Origin of the sequence: Hyphomicrobium nitrativorans NL23, from assembly GCF_000503895.1 — a bacterium.
GTDB classification, from domain to species: domain Bacteria; phylum Pseudomonadota; class Alphaproteobacteria; order Rhizobiales; family Hyphomicrobiaceae; genus Hyphomicrobium_C; species Hyphomicrobium_C nitrativorans.
Map to the genome: position 1 here is coordinate 3,228,721 of NC_022997.1, position 24,765 is coordinate 3,253,485.

28 protein-coding genes are annotated in these 24,765 nt (G+C 64.9%); 13 read left to right on the forward strand and 15 right to left on the reverse strand.

Going from position 1 to position 24,765, the window contains the following annotated elements:
* Positions 1 to 114 precede the first annotated feature (114 nt).
* Positions 115 to 540: a DNA-directed RNA polymerase subunit omega gene (rpoZ, locus tag W911_RS15100; RefSeq protein ID WP_023788407.1), complete on the reverse strand. Its 426-nt coding sequence runs from the start codon at positions 538 to 540 to the stop codon at positions 115 to 117.
* 434 nt (positions 541 to 974) lie between these two features.
* On the opposite strand from rpoZ, the gene W911_RS15105 reads away from it, so the two are divergent.
* The 3 genes from W911_RS15105 (at position 975) to W911_RS15115 (ending at position 2,868) form a co-directional block, all read left to right on the forward strand.
* A complete protein-coding gene (locus W911_RS15105) occupies positions 975 to 1,589 on the forward strand; it encodes a LabA-like NYN domain-containing protein (RefSeq protein WP_023788408.1) in 615 nt (204 codons plus the stop codon).
* Between the two features lie 82 nt (positions 1,590 to 1,671).
* Complete coding sequence (locus tag W911_RS15110) at positions 1,672 to 2,358, forward strand: uracil-DNA glycosylase (protein WP_023788409.1); 687 nt, start codon at positions 1,672 to 1,674, stop codon at positions 2,356 to 2,358.
* Between the two features lie 90 nt (positions 2,359 to 2,448).
* Positions 2,449 to 2,868 carry a DUF3775 domain-containing protein gene (locus tag W911_RS15115; RefSeq protein ID WP_023788410.1) on the forward strand — a complete coding sequence of 140 codons (420 nt, stop codon included), beginning with the start codon at positions 2,449 to 2,451 and terminating at the stop codon, positions 2,866 to 2,868.
* Here the strand turns inward: W911_RS15115 and W911_RS15120 are convergent.
* The 4 genes from W911_RS15120 to dapA are packed head-to-tail and all read right to left on the reverse strand — an operon-like array spanning position 2,865 to position 5,378.
* Positions 2,865 to 3,434, reverse strand: a complete 570-nt coding sequence (locus W911_RS15120) for a peroxiredoxin (protein WP_244438541.1) — start codon at positions 3,432 to 3,434, stop codon at positions 2,865 to 2,867. The genes W911_RS15115 and W911_RS15120 overlap by 4 nt on opposite strands.
* Complete coding sequence (locus W911_RS15125; protein WP_023788412.1) at positions 3,410 to 3,985, reverse strand: peroxiredoxin; 576 nt, start codon at positions 3,983 to 3,985, stop codon at positions 3,410 to 3,412. The genes W911_RS15120 and W911_RS15125 overlap by 25 nt, the downstream gene beginning before the upstream one ends.
* 4 nt (positions 3,986 to 3,989) lie before the next feature.
* Positions 3,990 to 4,469 (reverse strand): SsrA-binding protein SmpB, encoded by a 480-nt coding sequence (smpB, locus tag W911_RS15130; RefSeq protein ID WP_023788413.1) that lies wholly within the window; start codon positions 4,467 to 4,469, stop codon positions 3,990 to 3,992.
* 18 nt (positions 4,470 to 4,487) lie between these two features.
* Positions 4,488 to 5,378, reverse strand: coding sequence for a 4-hydroxy-tetrahydrodipicolinate synthase (dapA, locus tag W911_RS15135; RefSeq protein ID WP_023788414.1), 891 nt, complete (start codon positions 5,376 to 5,378; stop codon positions 4,488 to 4,490).
* A 305-nt stretch (positions 5,379 to 5,683) separates the two neighbouring features.
* Between dapA and W911_RS15140 the strand changes: the two genes are divergently transcribed.
* On the forward strand, positions 5,684 to 7,876 hold the full coding sequence (locus W911_RS15140; protein WP_244438542.1) for a lytic transglycosylase domain-containing protein: 2,193 nt from the start codon (positions 5,684 to 5,686) through the stop codon (positions 7,874 to 7,876).
* Between the two features lie 69 nt (positions 7,877 to 7,945).
* On the forward strand, positions 7,946 to 8,869 hold the full coding sequence (locus tag W911_RS15145) for an alpha/beta fold hydrolase (RefSeq protein WP_041316651.1): 924 nt from the start codon (positions 7,946 to 7,948) through the stop codon (positions 8,867 to 8,869).
* On the opposite strand, the gene W911_RS18825 is transcribed toward W911_RS15145, so the two are convergent.
* From W911_RS18825 to cysQ, 5 genes are all read right to left on the reverse strand, one after another.
* A complete protein-coding gene (locus W911_RS18825; protein ID WP_023788416.1) occupies positions 8,860 to 10,737 on the reverse strand; it encodes a sodium:solute symporter family transporter in 1,878 nt (625 codons plus the stop codon). The two genes, W911_RS15145 and W911_RS18825, sit on opposite strands and share 10 nt — an antisense overlap.
* Positions 10,734 to 11,165, reverse strand: coding sequence for a DUF4212 domain-containing protein (locus tag W911_RS17530; protein WP_158412873.1), 432 nt, complete (start codon positions 11,163 to 11,165; stop codon positions 10,734 to 10,736). Before W911_RS17530 ends, W911_RS18825 begins: the two co-directional genes overlap by 4 nt.
* Before the next feature lie 317 nt (positions 11,166 to 11,482).
* On the reverse strand, positions 11,483 to 13,000 hold the full coding sequence (locus W911_RS15160; RefSeq protein ID WP_023788418.1) for a coiled-coil domain-containing protein: 1,518 nt from the start codon (positions 12,998 to 13,000) through the stop codon (positions 11,483 to 11,485).
* A gap of 209 nt (positions 13,001 to 13,209) precedes the next feature.
* A complete protein-coding gene (locus W911_RS17925; protein WP_023788419.1) occupies positions 13,210 to 14,322 on the reverse strand; it encodes a DUF1134 domain-containing protein in 1,113 nt (370 codons plus the stop codon).
* A 246-nt stretch (positions 14,323 to 14,568) separates the two neighbouring features.
* Complete coding sequence (gene cysQ, locus W911_RS15170; RefSeq protein ID WP_041316653.1) at positions 14,569 to 15,393, reverse strand: 3'(2'),5'-bisphosphate nucleotidase CysQ; 825 nt, start codon at positions 15,391 to 15,393, stop codon at positions 14,569 to 14,571.
* A gap of 266 nt (positions 15,394 to 15,659) precedes the next feature.
* Between cysQ and chpT the strand changes: the two genes are divergently transcribed.
* The 4 genes from chpT to W911_RS15190 all read left to right on the forward strand — a co-directional run bounded on the left by chpT (position 15,660) and on the right by W911_RS15190 (position 18,422).
* On the forward strand, positions 15,660 to 16,307 hold the full coding sequence (chpT, locus tag W911_RS15175; protein WP_023788422.1) for a histidine phosphotransferase ChpT: 648 nt from the start codon (positions 15,660 to 15,662) through the stop codon (positions 16,305 to 16,307).
* A 212-nt stretch (positions 16,308 to 16,519) separates the two neighbouring features.
* Positions 16,520 to 16,888 (forward strand): response regulator, encoded by a 369-nt coding sequence (locus W911_RS15180; RefSeq protein WP_023788423.1) that lies wholly within the window; start codon positions 16,520 to 16,522, stop codon positions 16,886 to 16,888.
* Positions 16,889 to 17,001: 113 nt separating this feature from the next.
* Positions 17,002 to 17,628, forward strand: a complete 627-nt coding sequence (locus W911_RS15185) for an ABC transporter ATP-binding protein (RefSeq protein WP_158412874.1) — start codon at positions 17,002 to 17,004, stop codon at positions 17,626 to 17,628.
* Positions 17,625 to 18,422, forward strand: coding sequence for an ABC transporter permease (locus tag W911_RS15190; protein WP_023788425.1), 798 nt, complete (start codon positions 17,625 to 17,627; stop codon positions 18,420 to 18,422). The genes W911_RS15185 and W911_RS15190 overlap by 4 nt, the downstream gene beginning before the upstream one ends.
* An 80-nt stretch (positions 18,423 to 18,502) precedes the next feature.
* Here the strand turns inward: W911_RS15190 and W911_RS17535 are convergent, their stop codons facing one another.
* The 5 genes from W911_RS17535 to W911_RS17540 form a co-directional block, all read right to left on the reverse strand.
* Positions 18,503 to 19,507, reverse strand: a complete 1,005-nt coding sequence (locus W911_RS17535; RefSeq protein ID WP_023788426.1) for a hypothetical protein — start codon at positions 19,505 to 19,507, stop codon at positions 18,503 to 18,505.
* Between the two features lie 241 nt (positions 19,508 to 19,748).
* Positions 19,749 to 20,072 carry a hypothetical protein gene (locus W911_RS15200; RefSeq protein WP_023788427.1) on the reverse strand — a complete coding sequence of 108 codons (324 nt, stop codon included), beginning with the start codon at positions 20,070 to 20,072 and terminating at the stop codon, positions 19,749 to 19,751.
* A 259-nt stretch (positions 20,073 to 20,331) separates the two neighbouring features.
* Positions 20,332 to 20,547 (reverse strand): cold-shock protein, encoded by a 216-nt coding sequence (locus W911_RS15205; protein WP_023788428.1) that lies wholly within the window; start codon positions 20,545 to 20,547, stop codon positions 20,332 to 20,334.
* Between the two features lie 264 nt (positions 20,548 to 20,811).
* Positions 20,812 to 21,690 (reverse strand): 23S rRNA (adenine(2030)-N(6))-methyltransferase RlmJ, encoded by an 879-nt coding sequence (locus tag W911_RS15210; protein WP_041319022.1) that lies wholly within the window; start codon positions 21,688 to 21,690, stop codon positions 20,812 to 20,814.
* A 116-nt stretch (positions 21,691 to 21,806) separates the two neighbouring features.
* Positions 21,807 to 22,370: a bactofilin family protein gene (locus tag W911_RS17540; protein ID WP_023788430.1), complete on the reverse strand. Its 564-nt coding sequence runs from the start codon at positions 22,368 to 22,370 to the stop codon at positions 21,807 to 21,809.
* 182 nt (positions 22,371 to 22,552) lie between these two features.
* On the opposite strand from W911_RS17540, the gene W911_RS15220 reads away from it, so the two are divergent.
* From W911_RS15220 to W911_RS15235, 4 genes are all read left to right on the forward strand, one after another.
* On the forward strand, positions 22,553 to 23,230 hold the full coding sequence (locus tag W911_RS15220; RefSeq protein ID WP_023788431.1) for a protein-L-isoaspartate(D-aspartate) O-methyltransferase: 678 nt from the start codon (positions 22,553 to 22,555) through the stop codon (positions 23,228 to 23,230).
* A 40-nt stretch (positions 23,231 to 23,270) separates the two neighbouring features.
* Positions 23,271 to 23,486 carry a hypothetical protein gene (locus W911_RS15225; RefSeq protein ID WP_023788432.1) on the forward strand — a complete coding sequence of 72 codons (216 nt, stop codon included), beginning with the start codon at positions 23,271 to 23,273 and terminating at the stop codon, positions 23,484 to 23,486.
* A 12-nt stretch (positions 23,487 to 23,498) separates the two neighbouring features.
* Positions 23,499 to 24,425 (forward strand): hypothetical protein, encoded by a 927-nt coding sequence (locus W911_RS15230; RefSeq protein WP_023788433.1) that lies wholly within the window; start codon positions 23,499 to 23,501, stop codon positions 24,423 to 24,425.
* Positions 24,426 to 24,503: 78 nt separating this feature from the next.
* The gene (locus tag W911_RS15235; protein WP_023788434.1) at positions 24,504 to 24,758 is read left to right on the forward strand and encodes a hypothetical protein; all 255 of its coding nucleotides are present in this window, start codon (positions 24,504 to 24,506) and stop codon (positions 24,756 to 24,758) included.
* Positions 24,759 to 24,765 lie beyond the last annotated feature (7 nt).

Here is a 24,765-nt window from a genome sequence, read left to right on the forward strand (position 1 = left end):
AAGCCGCACACTCCGCACGGCGCCTTCGGAGCGGCCGATCAGATGGAAGCGCCGTTCGAACCAGATCCCACCGGGAGGTGGCAGGCCAGAGGGCGCCTGCCTGGAGGCTACGGTCTAGCGGCCACGTTCGCGCGGGCCGCCAGCGCCGTTGGAGGACGGCTCCGACGGCGTCATGCTTTCGAGGCCGCGCAGAAGCTGCTCCTCGGTCAGCACATCGACTTCGGTGTCGGACGACTGGTCGTCGCGGCCCAGCACAGGGCTCCGGCGCTCCTGCGGCAGGGACGGCGCCGCGGCAGCCTCGGGCTCATCCACCTCGACGTTCTTCTGGATCGAGTGAATCAAGCTCTCGCGCATATCCTCCGGCGGAATGGTCCGCTCGGCGATCTCGCGCAGGGCGACGACCGGGTTCTTGTCGTTGTCCGGGTCGATCGTGATCGCACTGCCGTTGGCGATCGACCGCGCGCGATGGGCCGCGAGCAAAACCAGCTCAAAGCGGTTCGGGACCTTGTCGACGCAATCTTCGACTGTGACGCGTGCCATTTGCCAGCACCCCTCTCTCGTCTCGATGATGATGCGGAATCATTTTGCCGCCGCAGCCGGAGCTGGCGCAGCGTGCCGCCTCTTGCCCTCTAAGTGGCATGGATCGGGCTGCCGGGCAAGCGATCCGGCGCGAGGCGGGCCGCCGCAGTTATCAGGCCGTAAAGACAAAAAAGCCGAGCCAATTGAAAAGACTGCATCTCGTCTTATATGCCGACTGTCGAACACTCGTTATTAAAGTTGGCGCTTTGACGTGGCGATCTTCTGAGGACGGCCGAACGAATTTTCACACTTCAGCGATTTCAATTTATGAAAATGTGCGCTTATCTAAGGCCCATCGTTAGAAGATATATCCTATATGTACCCGGCTTGGGCTTATATTGTTTGCCGGCGGATTGCCTGACGCCTGATCGCCGTTTCGTTTAAGGAACACAAGAATGCACTTCTACCAAGGCGAGCGCATCGCTCTCTTTATTGATGGCGCCAATCTTTACGCCACCTCGAAGGCTCTGGGATTTGATGTTGATTACAAGCGATTACTCGCTTTGTTCCGTCAGAAATCCCATTTGGTCCGCGCGCTTTACTATACGGCTCTTTCGGAGGACCAGGAGTATTCGTCCATCCGGCCCCTTATCGACTGGCTCGATTACAATGGCTTTACCATGGTGACCAAGCCCACCAAGGAATTCACCGACGCCTCCGGCCGCCGCAAGGTGAAGGGCAACATGGATATCGAGCTGGCGGTGGACGCCATGCGGCTCGCCGATACACTCGACCACATCGTGCTGTTTTCGGGGGACGGGGATTTTCGCGGCCTCGTGGCCGCCCTTCAGCAGAAGGGCAAGCGGGTCAGCGTCGTCTCGACGCTCCAGACCCAGCCCGCCATGGTCGCGGACGAGCTTCGGCGCCAGGCCGACCAGTTCATCGATCTCGCCGATCTTGAGCAGATCATCGGACGCGATGCCTCGGCCCGGGTGGCCCGCTCCACCCGTCAGGGTCCGCGGGACCCCCATTCCTATCATGACAACGACGATGTGTCGCAGGACGCATAGGGCAGTTCTGGACCCAATGGAACGTGCCGGACGAGACGAAAGGGCTTGCGCCTAGCCCGCACCGGCGCTTCCCTCTCGCACGATGGCGAACACACTCATCTCATCCGTTCCGGACTGTCCGCCCGAGGCACCGAGGGATTGTCCGCGGTGTACGCGGCTTGTCGCATTTCGTGACGCTTCGGCCGCGGCCAATCCCGGCTGGTTCAACGGCGCGGTTCCCTCGTTCGGCGCAGACGCCGCGCGCCTTCTCATTGTCGGCCTCGCGCCGGGCCTCAAGGGCGCCAACCGCACGGGGCGTCCGTTCACCGGAGACTACGCGGGCGACCTCCTTTACTCGACGCTCCTCGCTTTCGGCTTCGCGCGCGGCACCTATCGCGCCGATCCTAAGGACGGGTTGCAACTCGTCGACTGCATGATTACCAACGCCGTGCGTTGCGTGCCGCCCGGCAACAAGCCGCTGCCCCAAGAGATCACGAGCTGCCGCGCCTATTTCTCCTCGCGGCTCGCACACTTGCCGCGCCTTCGCGCGATGGTCGCGCTCGGGCGCGTCGCCCACGATCAAACGCTGGCGACTCTCGGGGTCCGGAAGGCGCTTTATCCGTTCAAGCACGGCGCTCGCCACGAGATCGGTCAGGTCGTGCTTTTCGATAGCCTTCATTGCTCACGCCTCAACACCAACACGGGCCGTCTCACCACGGCGATGTTCCACGACGTGTTTCGCGACGTGCGGGCGTTTCTTGATCAGGATCACGGCACACCTCGCCGCTGACATTTTCATGGGCCCTTCAACGCCGGCCGTTTGGCGCCTATCATCTCTGCACGTTCGTCCGGACCACGTCTCGATCGTCGGGAGAGTTCCATGTCGCCGAGGACAGCTCTTGAAATCGCGCCGGAAAAGGTGGCGCACGTCATCATCAAGGCGCGCGAGTACGACGCGAAGGTCGGCGCGTGGAACTCATCACCGCAGGAAGGCGATGCCGACGAGGATCCCAGCTCCATCCTGGAAGATTTCGCCAACGATCCCACGGTGGCCGAGATCGTCGGTTTCGTCGACGCGCTGAACGACGACGAACAGGCCCATCTGGTGGCCCTGCTTTGGATCGGGCGCGGGACCTTCGAACCCGAAGAACTCGAAGAAGCCGTCGAGACGGCAAAGGCCGAGCAAACGAACTCCACCGCGAGCTATCTGCTCGGGCAGCCGCTGCTCTCGGACTATCTGGAAGAAGGGCTCGAAAAGCTCGGCTACTCGGCCGGCGATATCGAAAGCGACGTGCTTTAGGACTCAGTCCGAAGCGTTGCGAGAAGCGCGCCCGCATGCGTATGAGGGGGATGGACCGGATAGACGACGCGCGCGATCACGCCGTCGCGCATCACGAGCGTCAGGCGCTTGAGATACCTCTCGCCGCCAGTCTCGAACGTCGGGAGGCCGAGCGCGTCGCGCAGTTTCCCCTCGGCGTCCGAGGCCAGCGGAAACCGCAAGCCGATGCGGGCGGCGAACTCCTGCTGGTCCGCCGTCGGCTGGCCGCTGATACCGACGACATCGATCCCCATCACGCGATAGGCGACATAGGCGTCGTGAAAGCCTTCGGCCTCCGGCGTGGAGCCGTGGGCGCCCGGAATGTCGTCCCAGTTCGGAGGATTTGGCAGGCCGGGCCTGCCCGTCCACGGATAGACGAACACGACCCAGCGGCCGGGAAGGCGCGCCAATGAGAGCGTTTCGCCATCGATTGCCATGAGTGGAACATCGGGCAGCGCGAGACCTGGCACGAGATGGCGCGCGCCGCCATCGTCTTCCGGCGCGGACCAGGGCCACGGCGCGGTCACAGCGGGTTGGCTTTCAGCCACGCCAGCACGTCGGCAGCGTTCCGGTCGGGCGGAAATACAGGATAGAACACGTGGGTGACTGTTCCCTCGTCGACGATCAAGGCCATGCGCTTGATCATCGCCTTTCCCGACACCTCCATCTCGGGCAGCGACATGGCGTGCGCGAACGCGAGATCGGCGTCGGACAGAAGCGGGAACGGGAGATGGAGGCGCTCGACGGTGGATCTTTGCTCTTCGAGCGTCTGCGTCGACAAGCCGAACACGGCGGAGGCGCCGGCACCGGTCAAGTCGGCATGAAGATCGCGGAAGGCGCACGCATGCGGCGTGCAGCCTCGCGCGCCGGGAATGGCGTCCCACCCGTCCGGCAAGGCGACGCCGGGCGTGCCGGTCATCGGGTAGACGAAAAGCACGGTGCGGCCCGAGAGCGTCGCGAGCGATACGCTTTCCCCCGCCGTCGAGGGCAGCGCGACGTCGGTGAGACGCGCACCTACGAGATGGTCTACGGCGCCGTCGTCCTCCGGCACGGGCAACGTGGACCAATCCACGTCCTGCAGACTACGGCCGTCGACCATCGCCTCAGCCCTTATCCCGCAGGATGCGCTGTTTCTGGCGGTTCCAGTCGCGCTTGGCGGCGGTCTCGCGCTTGTCGTGCAGCTTCTTGCCTTCCGCGAGCGCGATCTTGAGTTTCGCGCGGCCGCGCGCGTTGAAATAAAGCTCCAGCGGCACGATCGTCATGCCCTTGCGGGTGACGGCCTGGAACAGCTTTGCAAGCTCGCTCTTGTGCAGCAGCAGGCGACGCTTGCGGCGCGGCTCGTGCTGGAAGAAGGAGCCCGCATCCTGGTATTCCGGGATGTAGGCGTTGACCAGACAGAAGCTGCCGTCATCCTCGAAGGACGCATAGCTTTCGGCGATGTTGGCCTGGCCGCGGCGCAGGCTCTTCACCTCCGTGCCCTTCAATTCGAGGCCGGCTTCGTAATCGTCGGTGACGAAATACTCGTGGCGTGCCTTCCGGTTCTCGGCAACGAGCCGGCGGCCGTCGTTCTTCTTGGCCGACATGGCTCTTCTTGCTTTCTTCTATTCGGCGGCCGCAGCTTGCAGCAGGCCCACCTTGGCGAGTGCTGCGTCCACGACCTTCTTGCCCGCGTCGGTCACCGGCACCATCGGCAAGCGCATCTCAGCCGAGCAGAGCCCCAGGCGCGAGGCGGCATACTTCACGGGGCCGGGATTGGTCTCGACGAAGAGCGCGTCGAACAGCGGCATCAGGCGGTCCTGAAGCTTGAGGGCGGCGGCGAAATCGCCCTTCATGCACGCGTTCTGGAACTCCGCGCACAGGCGCGGTGCGACGTTCGAAGCGACCGAGATGCAGCCATGTCCGCCGTGCGCCATGAAGGCCAGCGCCGTCGCGTCCTCGCCGGAGAGCTGATTGAACTCAGGACCCATGGCGGCGCGCTGCTGGGAGACGCGGGCGAGATTGGCGGTGGCGTCCTTCACGCTCGTCACGTTCTTCAGTTCGAAGATGCGGGCCATCGTCTCGACCGACATATCGACGTTGGTGCGGCCGGGAATGTTGTAGATGACGATGGGGATGCCGACCTTGTCGTCGATGGCCTTGAAGTGCTGGAAGAGGCCGTCCTGCGATGGCTTGTTGTAATAGGGGTTCACGATCAGCAGGCCATTCGCGCCCGCCTTTTCGGCGTGCTGCGAGAGTTCGATCGCCTCGTCGGTGGCGTTCGAGCCGGTGCCTGCAATGACGGGCACGCGTCCGCGCGCCGCCTCGATCACGACCTCGATGACGCGCTTATGCTCGTCGAAATTCAAAGTCGGGCTTTCGCCCGTCGTTCCGGTCGGAACGAGGCCGTGCGTGCCTTCGGTAATCTGCCACTCGACCAGGCGGCGCAGCGCCTCCTCGTCCAGCAGGCCGTTCTTGAACGGCGTCACGAGCGCCGTAATGGAGCCTCTGAACATGCCCTCTCCCGCTTAAACTCTGCATTTTCCGGCGGCGAAGTGCGCCTGCCGTCCCTTCCGCGCCGACAGGCACCTTGAATGCCTGCGTTCGAGTTTGTACCCTCTTGGCGTTGCGTTCGCCCGTTCACGGCCTCAGATGCGGCTGGGAACGTGGACATTATGCGGTCAGGCGGCAGCCTGCAAGAACACGACGTGGTATCCAGCCCGCTTCACGACATATGTCCGGCAGCCCCCGAGCGCGGATCGCGGACGAGGCGGCCGTTCAGGAACCAGTGCCGGCGATCCGGCGCTTTTCGAGGATGCGCGTGACAGGACAGACGCCGAACGCCCTTTGGCCCCGCCAGCGCCTCGCCTTCGCGGCCGGCGCCCTCGCCCTTTTGATGGCGTTGGCGCTCGCGCCCATCGCGGCGCGGGCTCAGAAGTTTCCGGAGCTGCCCGCGCCCGCCAACCCGACCAGGGCCGAGCGAGACTTCATGGCGCGTATGGACGCGGCCATCAAGCCGCTCGTCACGCGCGATCTCAGCGATGCCGACAAGGATCGGATCAAGGCTGCGTTTCGCGCGCTCGGCGCGGGTCAGGACGATGTGGAAAAGGCCCGCGCGCTGAAGCAGGAGATCTCCGACCCGGTCGCACGGAAGCTCGTTCACTGGTGGCGGCTGCGCCGAGGACATGGGACGCCGGAAGAATACCGCGCCTTCCTCGACGCCAACCCGGCCTGGGCCAACCGCAACATGCTGACGCAACGGCGCGACGAAACGCTTTTTACGGCGGGCGGAACCTCCTCAGACATCAAAGGGCATTTCGAGGGCAGCGCGCCCGAAACGGCAGCGGGGCTTGCAGCACTCGCCTCCGCCCACCTCGCGGAAGGAAATACCGACGAAGCCCGGCGCCTTGCCGTGCACGCCTGGCGGAACCACGATCTGCCCGCGCGGCTCGAAGCGGGCTTTCTCGACCGCTTCGGTTCGCTACTGACGCAGGCCGACCACAAGTGGCGCCTCGACCGTCTCATCATCAGCGACGTGCGCTGGAAGAACGAGAAAGAGGCGCGGGCGACAATAGCACGGCGTGTGCTGCCTCTGTTGCCGGCCGCTGAGCGCAAGAAGGCCGAAGCGCGGATTTCCGTGCTGTTCGGCAACAAGACTGCGAGGGCCGCCGTCGATGCGCTGCCGGCCGAGAGCGTGCCGGACTGGGGCCTCGTGTTCCATCGCATCCAGACGCTGAGGCGCGCGGGCAAGGTCGAAGAGGCTGCCCGCATGATGCTTTCGGCACCGACCGAGGAAGCGCTTACCGTCGTGCCCGACGTTTGGTGGACGGAACGGCGCACCACCGCTTACGCCGCGTTGAGAATCGGAAAGCCGAAGCTCGCCTATGAACTGGTGCGGGAAGCGGGTCCGCTCGGCGAGAACGCAGTCAAGGATCAGGCCTTCATGGCCGGATGGATCGCGCAACAGAACCTTAACGATCCGAAGGCGGCCGAGCCGCATTTCCGCGCGCTCTACAAGTCGGCTGACGGTCCCCTGAGCCGCGCGCGCGCACGCTACTGGATGGGGCGGAATGCGGACGCGCGCGGAGACGCGGCGGAAGCTCAACGCTTCTACAGGGAAGCGACCGCCGATCCCGATACCTTCCATGCGCTGCTCGCGCGCCAGAAGCTGGAACCGGGGACACTTGCCGTCACCATTGCGCCGCCGCAGGCACCGACGGACGCAGAAGCGCGTGCCTTCATCGAGCTGGACGCGGCGCGCGCCGTCGTGATCGCGCACAAGGCCGGGCTCGACGCGAGCATCCCACGGCTGTTTCTGCTGTCGCTACGGCAGCACCTCAGGACCGAGCGCGAAGCTGCGATGATTGCGCATCTCGCGGAAGCCATCGGCGATACGCAGTCGGCCGTGCGCACGGCCAAGACCGCCATCGCGCGCGGGCAGAACCTTTATTATTACAGCTATCCGGTGCACCCGTTCCCGGCCTATACGCCACTGCGCAAGCCGCCGGAGACGGCGTTCCTGCTCGGGCTCGCGCGCCAGGAGACGGAGTTCAACACACAGATCGTGTCGGGCGCGGGCGCCAAAGGCATCCTGCAGGTGATGGCGGTGACGGCGAAGCACGTTTGTCGCGACTACAAGATCAAGTGCGACCTCGACCGTCTGCTGAAGGACCCGTCGTACAACACGATGCTGGCGTCCGCTTACGTGGGCGACCGGATGCGCGACGTGCGCGGCTCATACATTCTCACGCTGACGAGCTATAACGCGGGGCCTGGGCGGACACGGCAGTGGATCCGCGAGTTCGGCGATCCGCGGGAGCCGGGCATCGATCCCATCGACTGGATCGAGCGCATTCCGATCCAGGAAACGCGCGAGTATGTCGGCAAGGTGCTGGCCAACATTCAGATCTATCGCGCGCGGCTCGGCGAAGAAGAGGCCGCGCTCCGGCTCGAAGAGGATCTCAATCGCGCCAGCGTGGCGGGACGCGCGTCGACCACGCGCTCTGACGGGTAAATGGGTTTTGCGTTTCGGCTTCGGCGAGGTGGGCGCCTCGGCGGAGATCAACAGTTGGGGGTTTAAAGTATGACGCGTTCCGTCGAAACTTTCCGGGAGATCCACTTCACGGCCCGCGACGGCCTCCGGCTTTATGGCCGCCATTATCCGGCCGCTGCCGCGCGCGACGGCACACCGCGGCGACCGCTCGTGTGCCTCCCGGGGCTGACGCGCAACAGCCGGGATTTCCACGTGATCGCGGACGCGCTCTCGCAGCGCGTCAACACTCCGCGCGACGTCTATACGCTCGACTATCGCGGGCGCGGGCTTTCCCAATCCGACCCCGAATGGCGCAACTACAATGTGCCGTTCGAGGCAATGGACGTGCTCGACTTCCTGACCGTCACGGGCCTTCACGGCGCGGCCATTCTCGGCACCTCTCGCGGCGGCATCATCGCCATGGTGATGGCGGCCATGCAGCCGAAATCCTTAGGGCCGGTGGTGCTCAACGACATCGGGCCCGTTATCGATGCGAAAGGGCTTCAGCGCATCTCGGCCTATGTCGGGCGTATTCCGCTGCCGGCCTCGTGGACGGAGGCTGGCCAGCTTGTCCACGACATGGGCAAGCGCGCATTCCCGAACATCTCGCAGGAGGAGTGCGTCGAAGTTGCGAAGCAATGGTTCAACGAGCACAAGGGGCGCCCGGCGCCGGGTTACGACCCGGCGCTTTCCAACGCGCTTTCGGTGCTCGACGGGCCGATCCCAGCGCTCTGGCCGCAGTTCGACGCGCTGAAGCGCGTGCCGGTGCTTGTGCTGCGGGGCGAGACCTCGGACATTCTCGCGGAGGCGACGGTGGCGGAGATGGCACGGCGCCACCCGGCGCTTTCGTCCCTCACGGTGCCGGCGCAGGGCCATGCGCCCCTGCTGCGCGACGACGAAACGATCGGCGCTATCGCCGAGTTCCTCTCGGCGACGGAAGCGAACGCGTGGCAGCCACGGCTCGCCTATGGTTGAGCGCGTCCGCGGCGGGACGGCGTAACCAGGCTCACCAGGATTAAAGCCACAAGTCCGGCCAGCACGCCGAAGATGCCTGACGACGGGCTGTCGATGCCAGCCCAGTTGGCGAGACCCGCACGTGTGGCGCTGCCGCGCGCAAGGTCTTCGAGCGCGGCGGCGGCTTGCGTGCGCTCCGCTCCTGTTTCCGCTTCACGCGCTTCGACGGTCAGCGTTTCGAATTCCTCGATGGCGTACTCGCTCGCATTCGAAAGCGTTGGCCAGGTGGTGTAGAAAGCGACCGGAAAAAGCTGGGTTGCGGCCGTGTAATAGCCGCTGACGCCCGCGCCTGCGATCATCGCCGCGATCACGCCTGCGGCTGTGGCGCGCCGCCACGCGAGGCCGAGCGCGAGCGCGGGAAAGAGGCCGGCTGCAGCAATTGCCAGGGCGGAGACGACGAGCGTCACGAGATCCATCGTTACGAAAACGGCCGCTCCCACGGCGATGACGCTCACCGCGAGCGCCAGCATAATGCCCGGAAACGTCAGCACTCGGCCGTCCGCACGATCCGGCACAGCGTTCGCCACCGCCCGAACGAGGCTTGCCGAAACCGCAAGAGCTGCGGTCGCGAACGCGAGCGCCATCAGGCCCAAGACGGCCGCGGGAAATCCGGTGAGACCGGCGACGATGAGCAGGAAGCCCAGCGGCTCGATGACGAGGCCGGATTGCATGAGGATCGCGCCGTCGTTTCCTGCCACTGCCGCGGCCGCGGGGAGAACCGTACCTCGATACACCTCCCATGCGGAGAAGGCCTGCGGATCGAGGGCATGCTGGGTTGCCGCCGCGAACATTACCTGCTGCACGTCCGGATCGAGCGCTTGCCACTGGCTTCCGGCACCAGCGGAGATTGCGTCTGCCACGGCTGCCGCGGTTCGGCTTCCCGCCTGCGCGGCCGATGCGACCTGCTCGAACAGATGAAGCGACGTACCGTGAACATGAGCGACGCCCGCCGCGAGCGGCGCTTCGAGCCAATGAGGCAGAGACGCGAGCGGCGTGTCGTTCGCGATCGCGCTGTAGATCGCGTGCTTCGCATACACGGCAAGCGCGGGCATGCCGAGCATAAGGATCATGACGAAGAGCGCTGCCCAGGCGCCCGCGAAGCGCGTTACGGCGGGGTTACGCGTTTGCGCCAACGTGCTTGCGAGATGGGGCAGCGCGGCGATCCCAAGCGTGAGCGTCACGACGAGCGCAAACACGTCACGCTCGATGAGGCGGATAAACGGGGCGGCGTGGGCGCTGAACGTGTCGAAATCGACCAGGCCACGCTCGATCAACGTTTCCTCGACGCCTTGGAGATCCTGCATGAGGAGGCCGTAGGCCGTGACGGGGAGGGTTGCGCCGCCCTCCGCAACGAACGCGATCAGAACCAGGGGCACGAAGATGCTCGCGGCGAGGAGCAGCCATGCGGCCGCGGACAGAACAGCGAGCGTGCGCGCATCTCGCATCAGGCCGAGCAGGACGACGAGCGCGAGCATCGCCAGCACTGCAAAAACCGGCGCGATGCCGAGCCCACGTTCAAACACGAGGCCGGCCAACGCGAAATCCGCCGCGAGAAGCGGCATCGCGACGAGGGCGACGAGAGCGGACGCAAGGCGTGCAGCGACCGCGCCGAATTTTTCGCGAATGGCTGATGAGATCGTCGGCGCGGCGGCCTCTGCGAGACGGGGTGCGATCAAAAGCCCGGCAAGCACGACCCCAGCCAAAAGCCCGACGCCGTAAGCCAGATGATCGTAGCCGGCGGCGAACACGAGACCCGGAAGGGCCGCGAGAAGCGCTACCGGCAGCGCACGGCCTGCGGCCGACAGGCCGGGAAAAACGGTGCCGTTCATGAGCGTCGCTCCTCGGCGTCGATCCGGTTCTGGCGTCCCGCCCACCAGAACGCGAGGATGACGAGCGCGACCAACGCGCCTTGCGCGGCGAAATAGTAGCCCATCGGGAAACCGCCGACGCGAACGAGATTGAACGGACCCGGCGAGAGGAACAGGCCGATCGTGAGACCGGCGACCAAGAGAAGCGCGACACTCGTCAGGCGGGCCGACCTCAAGGCGTGCCGGCGCTCGGGACGATGCGCAATGGCGCGCCGCGTTCGCCCTGCCGCGACCAGAAGAACGCCCGCCGCCAGCACGAGCCCCGTGCCGATGGCACCGAAGAGCGGATACAGATCCACGCCTGCGGGCGCGACGACGATGCCGAAGGCTCCGGCGGCAAGCGCGAGAGCACCCGCCACCAGCAGAAATCCGAGTCCGATTTCGATCACGTCCGCCCCCAAAGCCTTCACGCGCGGGCTCACTATCTGTCTTGAAGCGGGCGTCACGCAATCTATTTGGGCACGTGGACGAGGAGTGGGGCGGATCCGTGACGCGACCAGAGCGCGCGTGGACCGCGGGGCGCGCGCGCCGTTTTCGGCAACGGCGCCACAAACGAAATTCGGAGCGGCACCACAGGCGTGCCGCCCCGAAACTCCTCCCTAGACTTGGGCCTTTGTTCTTTTTTTGCCGGCACGGACTGGCCCGTCATCGTACCGATCATAGGTACAATGAGAGCCTCCCCGAGGGGAGTCAAGAACCCAGCGGGTCAAGCGACCGGCTTCTCCGCACGCGTGATGCGCTCAAGCAAGCTCGGCCGCCGCTGAGGCTTCTGGGGGGCGTCCGCGGAGGCTGCCGCCGCCTCCGGTTTCGCGCCATTGCGCACCTCAAGCGGTGCGGCCGGGGCCGCATTGCCGTCCAGAGCCCTGAGGAACCCGTTGACGCGCGTCCGGTCTCCGGGGTCGCGCGTATCCGCAGACGCCTGCCCAAAAGCTGCGGCCTCGCCGCGTGGCGGGCGGGGCGCGTTGATGCGCTCGACGAGCGGCGCCTTGGGACGCACGGTCGCCTCACGGCGCGGGCCCGTCGGCAGCGTGCCTGCGCCGAGGCGGCGCATCTCGTCCATAAAGTGCGCGGCTTGGCGAGCGAGCTTCTCGTTCGCGGCGGCAATCTCGGCGCGCAATCTCTGGATCGTATTCCCGTGCTCGGCCGCCTCCGCTTCGAGCGCACTCAGGCGCGCGCGCATGGCGACCTTGCTTTCCTTCACGGCACGGTCTCCGGCGTCCTCCGCCTCGTACGTTGCAAGCGCGGCCTTCAAGCGCGCGATCTCGGCCGTCTGATCCTGATTGGCCGTCTTCATCTGACGGACCTCCGCCTCCAGCGCGGCTTGGCCGGCATGCCCGGCTTCGGCCATGCCACGGGCCGACCGGAGCGCACTCTCGGCTTCGATGAGGCTCTTGCGAAGACGATTGATCTCGGCGGTCGGATCGACACCGGCAGCAATGGGTGCGCGCTCCGCTTCCGGCGAAGGCGCACTCCGAGACGTGTCGGCGGCGCGCGGAATGAACCCCGGAAGCCGCTCGGACTGGGCTCCCGCCTTGGACACCTCTCCTTGCAAGCGACCGATCACGACCGCCTGATCGCGGGTTTTGGCGCGCAGGGCTTCGATCTCCGATCTCAGCGCCACCTCACCGTCGAAGCGCGGATCCGCCAGCGTTTCGCGATTGCGTGCGGCACGAGCGGCCAGCGTCGCATTCAGGCGATGAAGGTCGTCCCGCTGCTGGGTATTGATCTGCGTCGCTTCTTCCAGTGCGTGTTTCTGGCGCTCGGAGGATTGCGTCAGGGTCGAGATCTCGCGGTCGCGCTGGAACAGGAGCTTTTTCGCTTCGTTCAAACGCACCTCGACCTTCGGCATCCGGTCGGCAATGGTCTGCTCAAGCACCCGGCGCGCGTTCTCGTGCTCCTCAAGGGTTGAGCGCAGCCGCTCCACCTCCCCTTCAAGCTCGCTGATGCCCGCGTCACGGCGGTTGATCTCTACGCGCTGGCGGGCCGCGGCGAAGGCGCCCTTTTCGAGCTTCTGCTCCAGCTTGTGGATGGTGAGCGCATACTTGGCCCGCAGGCGGTCCTTGTCGGCGGCGATTTCCGCCGATGTCAGCGGCATGGTGGCCCGCATCTTGTCCATCGCGATGCGCGCCGACCGCCGGCCATAGAGCGGCGCCAGCAGGAAGCCGATCAGCCCCGCCGTGAAAAATCCGAGCGCAACCAGCATGGCCGCCTGGATGGTGATCACCGACGCATCCCCCGGGCCACTCCTCTGACGTTCCGTTTCCGACGCTTGGTCATTGGCCTCTTTGAGCCCTCGACGAACCTGGGCCTTTACCGGCGCCTCGGGCCGGCTACCGGTCCGTGGCGCCGCAGGCGACGTCCCCGCGAGCGACTAAAGCCGTCTCCCGAGCATGACGCAACTGTCTTGCGCCGACCTCACGCCGACCGTGCTCGTTATAGCGGATTCCACGTCGGCGTGCGGGTATACTTCAAGTAGCCGACGTTGGCGCCGAGGCGCAGGCCGACGCCGGAACGAATGAGCGCGAGCGTGACGTCGCCATACTTCTGGAATTGCACGCTGAGACCGCCGATGACGTACACCGACCCCTGCACGCCTCCGAATCTTTGATAGATTTCCGAGGGATCGCGCATGTTGTAAACTAGCACCATGGTCTTCGAGCCTTCGGCACCGGCATCGTAGCCGACCGACGGGCCCTGCCAGAACACCTTGTGATCGCCAGCGTCCTTCGTGTAGAGGCGGCCCTCGCCATAGCGCAGGCCAAGGACGAACGCACCGCCCGCGTCTTCGCCGAGGATGTAGCCGTTCGGCCGGCCCTGGCTCTTGAACGCGTACTCGACGGCGGACGCCAGATTCTGGCTGATGGCGCCGAAAAAGCCGTGGCCTGCGGAGACGATCTCGTTTTCGGAGTAAGTCCCGCCCTGGCCCTGCGGCGCCGCAACGTCGTAAGGCGGCGCATCGCCCGCGCCTGCGGGCGGCGGCGCATAGGGCTCGCCGTAGCCGCCGCCGTCATACGGCTGGCCCTGATCGCTGTAGCTATGGTTGCGCGGCTCGCCGCCATACGCTCTTTGCCGCGGGGAGTAGGCGTCGTTTCCGCCGTAAGCGTCGCTGCCGGGCGGAGAATAGCTCTCGTTGCCGTACGAACCACCGCCACGCGGCGAATAGGCTTCGTTTCCGCCATAAGCATCGCCGCCGCGCGGCGAATAGCTCTCGTTGCCGCCGTACGATTCGCTGCCACGCGCGGAATAGGCTTCGTTGCGGCCGGGATTGCTCTCGCGCGAATAAGTTTCGCGCGCCGCGCCGTGGCTCTCGCCCGGCGGGGCATAGTGCTGCGACTGGTACGGGTTGTTGTATCCGCCCGGCGGGGGCTGCTTATCGCCGCGCGGAACATAGACGTTCTCGCCGCTGCCGTAGCCGCGCTGCCCTTCTCCTGCCGAGCCTCCATAGCTTTCGCCGGCATACTGCGCGGTGACGGGCGGGGCAGCCAGAAGCACGAGTGCCGCGCCGGCGAATACGGTCCAGCGGCGCAGGCAGAACAAGGCGGTCATGGGCTTTCGATATCCTTAGGATCTCGCAAGACGAATGCGTGCGTGAAATTGCGAACCGAACCCCGCCAGACTCTTCCCGCAAAGTGTTACAAAAGTGTGGCCGGGCGACGGGATGCGGGATGCTCCGACGCGCGAAACGCGAGCAAACCGCAGAGATGATTCGCGAAATCTCCGATGAAGGATTTTTCGCGCGTTCGCACGATCGGCGGATCGATTTCGTTTTCGCGCGCGCGAGAGCGGGAGCGATCAGCGTTTCGATGGCGCGATGGGTGCGCGGCCCCAGGCGACAAACGGCGGATTGATCATGTCCTGCGTGTTGCCGTAAGTCAGGGGCGTTCCGTCCAATGCCGTCACGCACCCTCCGGCCGCCGCGAGGATGGCCTGACCGGCCGCCGTATCCCACTCGTTGGTTGGCCCGAGGCGGACATAAAAGTCCGCGTCTCCGCGCGCGACCTGACAAAACTTGAGCGAAGATCCGCCGCGCCTGATTTCGGCGACGGCATATCCCGCAAGAAACGCCTCGACGCTTCCCGCGCGATGCGAGCGGCTGGTGACGACGGTCAGCGCATCGAGATCAGGGGCGCGCGTGGCGAGTTCGGAGAGCGTCCGGGTCGCGAGGCTGGGGGCGTGCTCGTCGACAGAGATCGCGGTCTCGACCGCCCGTCCGGCGCCGAGCGTCACGAACAGGGCGCCGACGACGGGCGCGTAGATGATGCCGAACACAGGCACGCCATCGACCACGAGGCCGATGTTGACCGTGAACTCGCCCGAGCCCTTGATAAACTCGCGCGTGCCGTCGAGGGGATCGACGAGAAAGTAGGCCGAACCCTTCACCGGCACATCGCCTGCCGCGGCACACTCCTCGGCCACCACCGGCACGCCCGGCGCGGCAATGCGGAGGCCTTCGAGCAAGAGGGCTTCGGCTTCGCGATCCGCCACCGTCACGGGGGAGGAATCGGGTTTCGTCTCCACGGCCACCCCGGCCGCGCGGTGGCGCATCTCGACCGCACCCGCGGCAAGGACCCAGGGCAAAAGTGCTTCCGCCAGTGACGGAAAATCGTTCGTCGTCATTGCGCTCTGATTCGCCCTTTCGACCCTCTCGGGTTGCACACACCGTTGTCCGGGGTGGCGGTCAAGACTCATTCTAAGCCCAAAAAACCAGCGCTTTGACGCCCAGGGGCCGCCAGCCTTTGCAGACGCGCGAGGCCCGTGTATCAGAGTCCATCAACGGCGCCCAAACAAGGGGGCAGCGCCGAGGCCGCGAACGGCGCGCGCCCAGCGCCGCAATGCCGATCGTTCGACGGTTGATCATTCGACGGTTTCGGGGGGCACTTTCCATGACCGAGCAGACCGAGTGGGTCCATCCCACGGACCTGGAGCTTGCCGCGCTGATCTCTAGCAAGATCTGCCATGACGTGATCGGCCCTGTCGGCGCCATTTATAACGGCCTCGAAATCCTGAGCGAGGACGACGACGCAGAAGCTCAATCCTATGCGTTGAGCGTGATCCGCAACGTCACCGAGCAGGCGTCTGCGCGCCTGCAGTTCGCGCGCTTCGCCTTCGGGGCAGCCGGGTCTGCCGGCTCGCTGATCGATCTCGGCACGGCCGAGCAGATCTCGCGCGGCTTCGTGGGAGACGCTAAGCACAAGCTCGTCTGGCATGTGCAGCCCGGCCACATGGGCAAGGATAAAGTGAAGCTGCTGCTCAACCTCGTGGCGGTCGCGATCACGGCGCTCCCGCGTGGCGGGGAAATCGAGGTCCGCATGTCGGGCACGATGGAAGCGCCGAATTTCGTGGTGCGCTGCCAGGGCACGGCCGCCCGTCCGCCGCAGCACCTCGGCGAGTTCATCTCCGGCGAGAACGTGCCGCCATTGGATGCCTTGACGATCCAGGCGTACTACACATGGCGGCTGGCGCGGAACGCGAACATGACGCTCGCCATCGTCAAGGACGGGGCGGACATCCTGCTGTCCGCACTCGACTGAAGTCCCACCGTCTTCGGCACAGGATTTTCGCGCGCGTGCGGACCTTTCGGCCCGCGCCAGAACGCCGCTGTCGTCCGTTTTCTAACCAGTCATTAACTCCTTTAAAGGACAAAGGATAAAGCCCATTTTAACGTGGGAGCGGGAAACCGCTGTTTCGTTTCGAGGGGCACTATAGTCCTTTTGTCTTTCGCATGTCGGAGCCTCGTCCTGCCATGAAGCGGTGTCTGATCGCCGACAAATCCGAGATTATCCGCACGGTCGCACGGCATTATCTTGAGCAAGCGCAGGTGGAAGTGCTCGAAGCCGATTCCGCCGACGCCGCTCTCGCTCTCATCCGCGACAAGGGCACGGATGCGGTGATCCTCGACTGGCGTCTGCCCGGAAAAACCACGATCGAGATCCTGTCGGCGCTCCGTTTCGGAGACAAGGCGAAGCGTCCGCTCGTGATCTATGCGACCACCGAAAACGACCCGGCCGATCTTTCAAGGGCGTTCGCCGCCGGCGCGAACAGCTATCTCATGAAGCCGTTCGACCAGAGTTCGTTCATGGAAAGCATGGCGAACGCAGGCGTCGCGGCCTAACGGCACCTCCATCCGGTCTGGGACAAGTCCGCAGAAGGCTGGCCTCGCCCCTCGTCACTTGATAAGCGTCCCTCTATCCTTTTCCGGATTACAGGGACACGTCCGTGCTGCGCGTGGAGAAACTCCGAATCGGTTCGCTGCCCTCGCTCTCGTTCGCCGTCGCGGACGGGGAATGCCTGGCTGTCGAAGGGCCTTCCGGATCGGGAAAGACGCGCATCCTGCGCGCCATCGCGGACCTCGATCCGAACGACGGCCAGCTCTTTCTCGACGGCGTCGAGCGGCGAGAAATGCCGGCGACGGACTGGCGCAAGCATGTCCGCTACGCTGCGGCAGAACCCGGCTGGTGGGCCGACACGCCGAGACAGACGCTGCCCGCGACGGAATTTGCAGATGCGAGGACGCTTCGGCTGCTCACCGCGCTCGGTCTCGACGAAACGCTCGTTGACCGGCAGATCAGCCTGCTCTCGACCGGCGAGCGTCAGCGCCTTGCCCTCGCGCGGGCCCTTCTGGACGAACCGCGCGTGCTCCTGCTCGACGAGCCGACAGCGGCCCTCGATGCCAGCGCGACGGAGATGGTCGAAGAGGTCATCCGCTTTCAGCTTCACGCGCGCCGCAGCGTTCTGATCGCAAGCCACGATACGGATCTGCTCGACCGCCTCGCGCATGTTCGCCTTCAACTTGCGCCGCCATCCCGCGCCCTTCCGGCAGGCGTCGCGCCCCAAGGACGAGCGCCCGCATGACCTACCTGCCGCTCGATCTTTTCGACCTCTCGCTCGCAGCGCTGTTGCTGATCGCGAACGGCGTCATCTCGATCTGGTTCAGGCTCGGGCTTGAACGCACGCTCGCCATTTCATCGCTGCGCATGGTGGTGCAGCTCGCACTGGTTGCGCTGGCGCTCAAAGTCATCTTCGGGCTCGACAATCCGCTTTGGACGGCGCTGTTCGCGCTCTTCATGACGGCGGCAGCCGCGTATGAGGTGTTCTCGCGGCAGGAACGGCGAGTCGCCGGATCGCTGACGCTGGCGCTCGGCGCGGGCGCGCCGTTCCTGGCCGGTCTGATCGCGACGATGTTCGCGGCCGTCGTGGTGATCGGTCCCGACCCCTGGTACGCGCCGCGCTACGTGCTGCCGATCTTCGGCATGATGCTCGGCAACGCGCTTGCGGGCACCAGCCTCGTGCTCAACGCCATGACAACGGGCGCGGAGACGGAGCGGGCGGCCATCGAAGCGCGCATTGCGCTTGGCGCGACGCGTTTCGAAGCGCTCGACACCGTTCTTCGGCGCGCGCTGACGACGGGGCTGATGCCGATCCTCACGGCCATGGCAACCACCGGCATCGTTGCGCTGCCCGGCATGATGACGGGCCAGATCCTCGCGGGCGTCGAGCCTGTCGAGGCCGCCAAATATCAGGTGATGATCCTGTTCCTGGTGGCCGGCTCCACCGGCCTCGCCGTGGTCGCGGCCGGGCTCGGATCGGTGCTGCTGCTGACCGACGAGCGGCACAGACTCAGGCTCGACCGGCTGACGCCGAAGTAAACACGAAAAAAGGCCCGGGACGTCTCGTTCCCGGGCCTTCGCTATTTCGATGTGTCTGCCGCCGTTTGGGGCGGCATGGCTTACGGCGTGGGCTTCACCGGCGCGACCGGAGAGCCCGTCGAGGGCGAGGACGACGATGTCGGCGAGGACGGTGCATCGTTCGCCCGAGCCGGAGCAGCAGCCGACGAGGACGTCGGCTTCGGCATATCGGCGAGGGCTGCAGCGGCGCGCTCGGCGGCCTTCGCCGCACGTTCCGCCGCACTTGCTGCGCGCTCGGCGGCGGCAGCGGCGGCTTCAGCCGCGGCAGCGGCCGCGCTGTTGGCTGCCGCCGACGCATCGTCCGTGGTGCTCGAACCCGCGGAAGACGAGGTATCGGCCGCGACAGTATCGTCCGACGTCTTGTCTGCGGTCAGCGGAGACACGGCAGCGGCGGCACCGGCAGCCGTGTTCGGAACGGGGATCGCACCCGTCTCGACCTCAGGTTTATCCGCATCGGCTTCGACGGCGGTTGCCGTTTCGAGCGTGGCGTCATCCGATGCATCTTCGTCGTCAGCCCTGGATGCTGCGGCGGACTCGCGCTCGGTTTCCGACTTGGCGTCGGCGTCGGACTGCGCCGTCGTCGTGCTCTCCGTGGCTTCGTCGTCGGACGGCGCTGCGTCAGCGGCTTTCTTTTCCTCGGCGGCGGGCTGCTTGGTCTCGGAAGACTTCGACTTTGCCGTCGCTTCCTTCTTCGCAGGCGTCGATTTGGACTTGGTGCTCGCGGTCTGCGGCTGCGCGCGGTTGATGCTATCGCCCCAGCAGACCGTCGCCGTCGCCGTGCAGGTGTGCTCGTCGAACACGATCAAGTTCAGATAGAGCTCGCAGCTCACATCCTTCTTGCCGACGTTGAACTTCTCGATGCCCTGCTCCGCGGCCCACTCGGAAATGTGCTTGTCGAGCAGGTTCTGCGCGTCGCGTTTCGGGCCTTCGAGGCCGTAGTCGTTGACCGTGAAGCCCATGCGACGGCATCCCGCCATGGCAGGGTTCATCAGGGACAGCGCTGCCGTGAACATGGCAGCGAGCGCGAGCTTGGAGACGAAACGCATCAAGTTTCTCCGTCAGGGGGCGAAAAATCGTTAAGTCATCGTGACCTATAGCGACGTCAGACCATCATGCCTAGACCGCTTGGCAACATTATGCAGAGCTTTGGTCCTTGGTCCGAAAGCATATTTCACTATTAACGGCGATCGCTAACCGCGATCAAACGGGCAAATCTTGCGAATAACGCCGCGCCCTTTCGAAGCGCGGCGCCACACGTCTCGTCCAACGGACAGGGTCCGACGGGATTTAGAGCTTGCAGATCGTCGCCTGACCGCGACACGTCCAGCCCCACGAACCGCCCTTGTTGCAGCGATAGGTGCGCTTGCCGAACGAATAGCCGCCGACCTTGGCCGCAGCGCCGACCTTGTTGCTGGAGCCCATCCAGGCTGCCCATGCACCCCAATCGACAGCCTGAAGGAGCGCTTCGTCGACCTGCAGCTTGGCGCCGGCTTCGTCGCCGGCAGAACCGATCGCACCCTTCTTGACGCAGCTCGCCTCGGCAACTCCGGCCATGGCCGTCATTCCCGCGACGGCGACAAGCGCCATCGTCATTTGCACGGCTTTCCGCATTTGATCAGTCTCCCTGGAAAAATGAGCGCAGTAGTTCGCGCGCGTGGCCGAACCGAGCCGGGACTCTGCCCGACTTGGCGCGCGCTCACCATCCATCTCTCACAGGAAAGCAGTGGCTAAATACGTTTTTCGGTTTGTCGTTGCGTGGCAACAACGGCGGAAATCAGAGCGCAATCATTTTCCAAATGAATAGGATTGCGCTCTATCTCTTTGATGAGACCAATGTTTCACGCACCCGACTAAAAGCATCCGAACACGGTCACCCGGCTTCCTGCAGGTTCACCGCCTTGGGGCCCTTGCCGCGCTTGTCGGGCTCCGTATCGAAAGAGATCCGCGTGCCCTCGGCCAGCGGCCCCACTCCGGAGTTCTCAATGGCTGTTACATGAACGAAAACGTCGTTGCCACCGTTATCCGGGGTGATGAAGCCGTAACCCTTCTGATCGTTATAGAACTTCACGGTCCCTACTTGGCGCATCGTCACTTCTCCAAGGGCCCGCATCGTTTCAGGGAAGGGCCGGCAGGAGAGCGGGCGATGCTCCAGCCGACCGGCCGTCATCGCCTGCTAAGCTTGAGAGTTACAGGATCGTTCCAACGGACGATCATGCGCCAACAGTCCAACTCGATATTCAGGGACGTTTCCTCTTGCGGCGGTTTTGCCGGCCGGACAAGGCGAAGTATTCCGAAACGGCGCCTTTTGCGCAACCCCGTGGAATCCCGGACCAGACAGGATTTTCCGGCTTCACCGGGCTGTCATGCGTTCGCCCGTGAGCCATTCGAGGCGGCTTTCGGCATCTCGCGCCTGCCCGAGCGTGCGCACCAGATAGGGCAATAGCGTCTTGAGGGTTGCTTCGAGCGTGAACGGCGGATTGAGGATCAAGAGACCCGTTCCGGCGAGGGCGCCTTCGCTCAACGGCGCGCGCACGCAAAGCTCGGCAAGGAGCAGTTTGGGTATGGACAGCGCCGCGACGTCGCGGTGAAAGGCACGGACGCGGCGCGGGTCCTTGATCGGATACCAGACCACAACGGTGCCGGTGGCAAAGCGCCGATGCGCCTCCGTCAAGGCTTGCACGAGGCGATGAAACTCACCCGCTTCCTCGAACGGCGGATCGATGAGAACGACGCCGCGCCGTTCCGGTGGCGGCAGCAGGGATTTGAGCGCCATCCATCCGTCTAGGGTGAGCACTTTCACGGCCCGATCTTTATTGAACAGCGTCCTTAAACGCACGCCGTCCTCGGGATGAGCTTCGTTGACGACGAGCTTGTCGCCTGGGCGCAGCAGACGTCGCGCGAGCAGCGGGCTGCCCGGATAGCGCATAAGCGCCTCATCGCCGCTTTCGGCATTTTCGTTCTCGTTACGGACGACATCGAGATAGGGCGCGAGGATCTCCGCCACGTCACCCGGCGGCGTGTCGGCCAGAATGCGGCCGATGCCGTCCCGCCACTCGCCGGTTTTCTGCGCTTCCGCGGACCCAAGATCGTAGACGCCCGTTCCGGCGTGGGTGTCGATCACACGGAACGGCTGCGGCTTGCGCTTCAGATACGCAATGATGTGGGCGAGTGCGGCATGTTTGAGGACGTCGGCGAAATTTCCGGCGTGATAGACGTGGCGATAGTTCATGGTGGGCGTGCTCAAGCTCGAAACGAAGGCGGGGGACGGCCCGGCTCCCGCCACGGCCATCCCCCGGCTCCTGATAGCACACCCGCACAAGATCGCGGGACGATCTCGTTGCGGTCTCAGCCGCCCATAGTGTTGGTGTAGGTCGGAACCATGGGTTCCGGCGAACGGCTTTGCGGCTCCGCAAGGCGCGGGGCCGGCGCCAGCGATGTCCGCTCAAGCTGCGGCGCGATCTCGGAGGGATCCTTCACGCGGCGCGAACGGCCGTCGAAACTCGCGCCCTGCTCGATGGACAGAAGGTGGCTGTGGATGTCGCCCTCGACCTCGGCCCCCGCATGAAGCACGACGTGCGCGCCCATGATAGCGCCGTTGACGCGCCCGAAGACGTCCACCGTCTCGGCGGCAATCGCGCCCTGAATGACCGCCTCCTTACCGACTTCAAGCTCCTTGCTGTGCAGATCGGCCTGGATGTTGCCGAGCACCTTGAGCGAGCCCTTGCAGCGGATGGTGATCGTCTCGCCTTCGATCGACAGATCGTTGCCGATCACGGATTGCGTGGTGGGGCCGGCGTTTTCGACGGCGTGAAGATGCTGCTTTTCGACACCTCCCATGCGATCCATCCGGCGAAGTTGCGGGGCTGGGGCTTCGGCTGGAACAGGCTCGGCCTTGCGACTGAACACCATAACTCTACTCTCCCTGACGCTGAGCGTGGATCCGCACACGCATTGTGAATGGGCCCGGAGTTCGTCGAATTGATGTCACGCGCGGCGATTGACCCGAGGCACCCTCGTTGACGAGACGGGTCCTTGTTGACCTGAAAGGTCGTGGCGCGTTCGATGGTCTCCGGCAGGAGAGACATGAGACCATGACAGCAATCGACGATGACATGGCGGCGCGACGCGCGGCGATGGTGCGAGAGATCGAGCAGACTGCCGCCGGTCTCGTCCCGCGTTTTTCCCTCAGCCCTCGCGTGCTCGCGGCGATGGGCGACGTTCCGCGGCACGCTTTCGTTCTGCCCGAGCATTTGTCCGACGCCTATCGCAACGGGCCGCTCCCCATCGGCTTCGGCCAGACCATTTCGCAGCCCTTCATCGTGGCGCTGATGACCGACCTTGCCGCCCTGAAGCCCGGCGACAGGGTGCTCGACATCGGGACAGGCTCGGGATACCAGGCCGCCATTCTGGCCGGGCTCGTCTCGCATGTGTTCACGATCGAGCTTTGCGCACCCCTGGCCGCGCGGGCTGCGAAGACGTTCAAAGACCTCGGGCTTCACAACATCACGATGCGCGTGGGCGACGGGCACCGCGGGTGGCCGGAGGAAGCCCCCTTCGATGCCATCGTGGTGGCCGCGGCGCCTGGCGAGATCCCCGAAGCGCTCATCGCCCAACTCAAACCCGGCGGGCGGCTTGTCATTCCCGTCGGGGGGCGGACACAAAAACTCATTGTCGTCGAAAAGGGGAGCGATCAATCTTCCCACCGGAGCGAGATCATTCCGGTCTCGTTCGTTCCGCTGATGAAAGACGACAGCGCCGGGTCCGCATGACCGGGCGGGGTCTCGGCGCTTTATTGACGGAGAGGACTGCATGGACGAGTTGGACCGCTTCGAGCCGGGACCTCATTCTTTTAGCGGGACCGTGCGCGCGTGGATTGGCAACACAGCCGAATTGGTCACCGATAGTGGTGTCGTTCTGTTTCTCGATACGCACGGACAGCAGCCGGTTCCCGTGGGGACACGCATCCACGTCGAAACGCGCAAATACCGGCCCTGTCATTTCGTCACCCGCACGACACTCGCATAAGGGCCACCTTCGATGCTCGACCGCCTGAAGTTCATGCTCGGCTTCGGCCGTGCCTATCGTGCTGCGCGCAAGGCTGGAGCGAGCCGGGAGGATGCGCAGCTTGCGGCCGCGCGAACCATGATCGGGGACAGGCTGGGGTTCGACATCGAGGATGCCGAAATTGCCGAGTTGCCCGCCGGTGTCGCGGAGCTTTGGCGCGATCCCGAGCCGGCGTTCGCATCCGAGGACGCGGGCGGCAACGGTTTCGGATACGCGCCGTTCGAGATCACGCCGGCGCATCTCGTCCTGCTCCGGCAGATGCGGTTTTCGTGGGATGGCGCAGAGCGGGGCGCGCCGATGCTCGATCCGGCGCGACCTTACGGGCGTAGGGATCTGATGGCGCAGCTTGCGGAGGTTTTTCCCGGCGAAGACGCACCCACGCTTGCACAGCGTCATGTCGAGATGTTCTTCGTGCTGGCGCGCGTCCTCGTGCATGGGAGGCTTTCGTCGGGGCGGTACATTCTGCGGAACATCGAACCTGACGACCTGCGCGCCGCGCTTCGGGGCTATGGCGGCGACGACGAGCTCAGCGACGCTGATATCGGCCTCGATGCGGATGGGGCGGTCACCGTTGGAGACGAGCATCTCAAACTGATGCGCGATACTCAGATCCGGTGGCCGTCGGAGTGGGACTGCGAGGAGAGGCTCGACGAGGGCGCCTATCCGGCTGCGGCGATGGACTCCAAACGGCCTTATGGCGATATGACCTTCATCGAGATCGATATGGCGCGCATCCTGGGCCGCCTGCCCCCCGCGCCGCCCGATGGGGTGTTCGAGCCGGAGCCCGCTCTTGCCGCCCACCTTCAAAGGTTGCATTGGCAGATGCTCGGCGCGATGCAGGCGTTCGTCGAAAACGCGGAGATTGCGCCCGGCGTCTACGATCTCAACGCGGCAGAGTAGAAAACGGGCCGCGGGAACATTGCGCCGACAACGGACGTTTCACGCCCATCCTGTGATCGTCCGTCGAGGCCCTGCCCCATGCTCAACCTCTATCTCTTCATCGAATTGCTCGGTGCGGCCAATCCGACGGCCGTGCTCAACGAAATCAAAGCGCTCGACGTGGAGAGCTGCGACATCCGCAATGTCGTGCAGCTTGCCGACGACAAGCTCGTTGCGCATGTGGATTGCGAAAACGGTGCCGCCGCCACACGCGTCGTGGTGGAAGACATCACCGGCGTCGAAGGCGTGGTGCAGACGAACATCATTGCCGTGGTCGAGCCGACGAAAGACTGACCCCGCA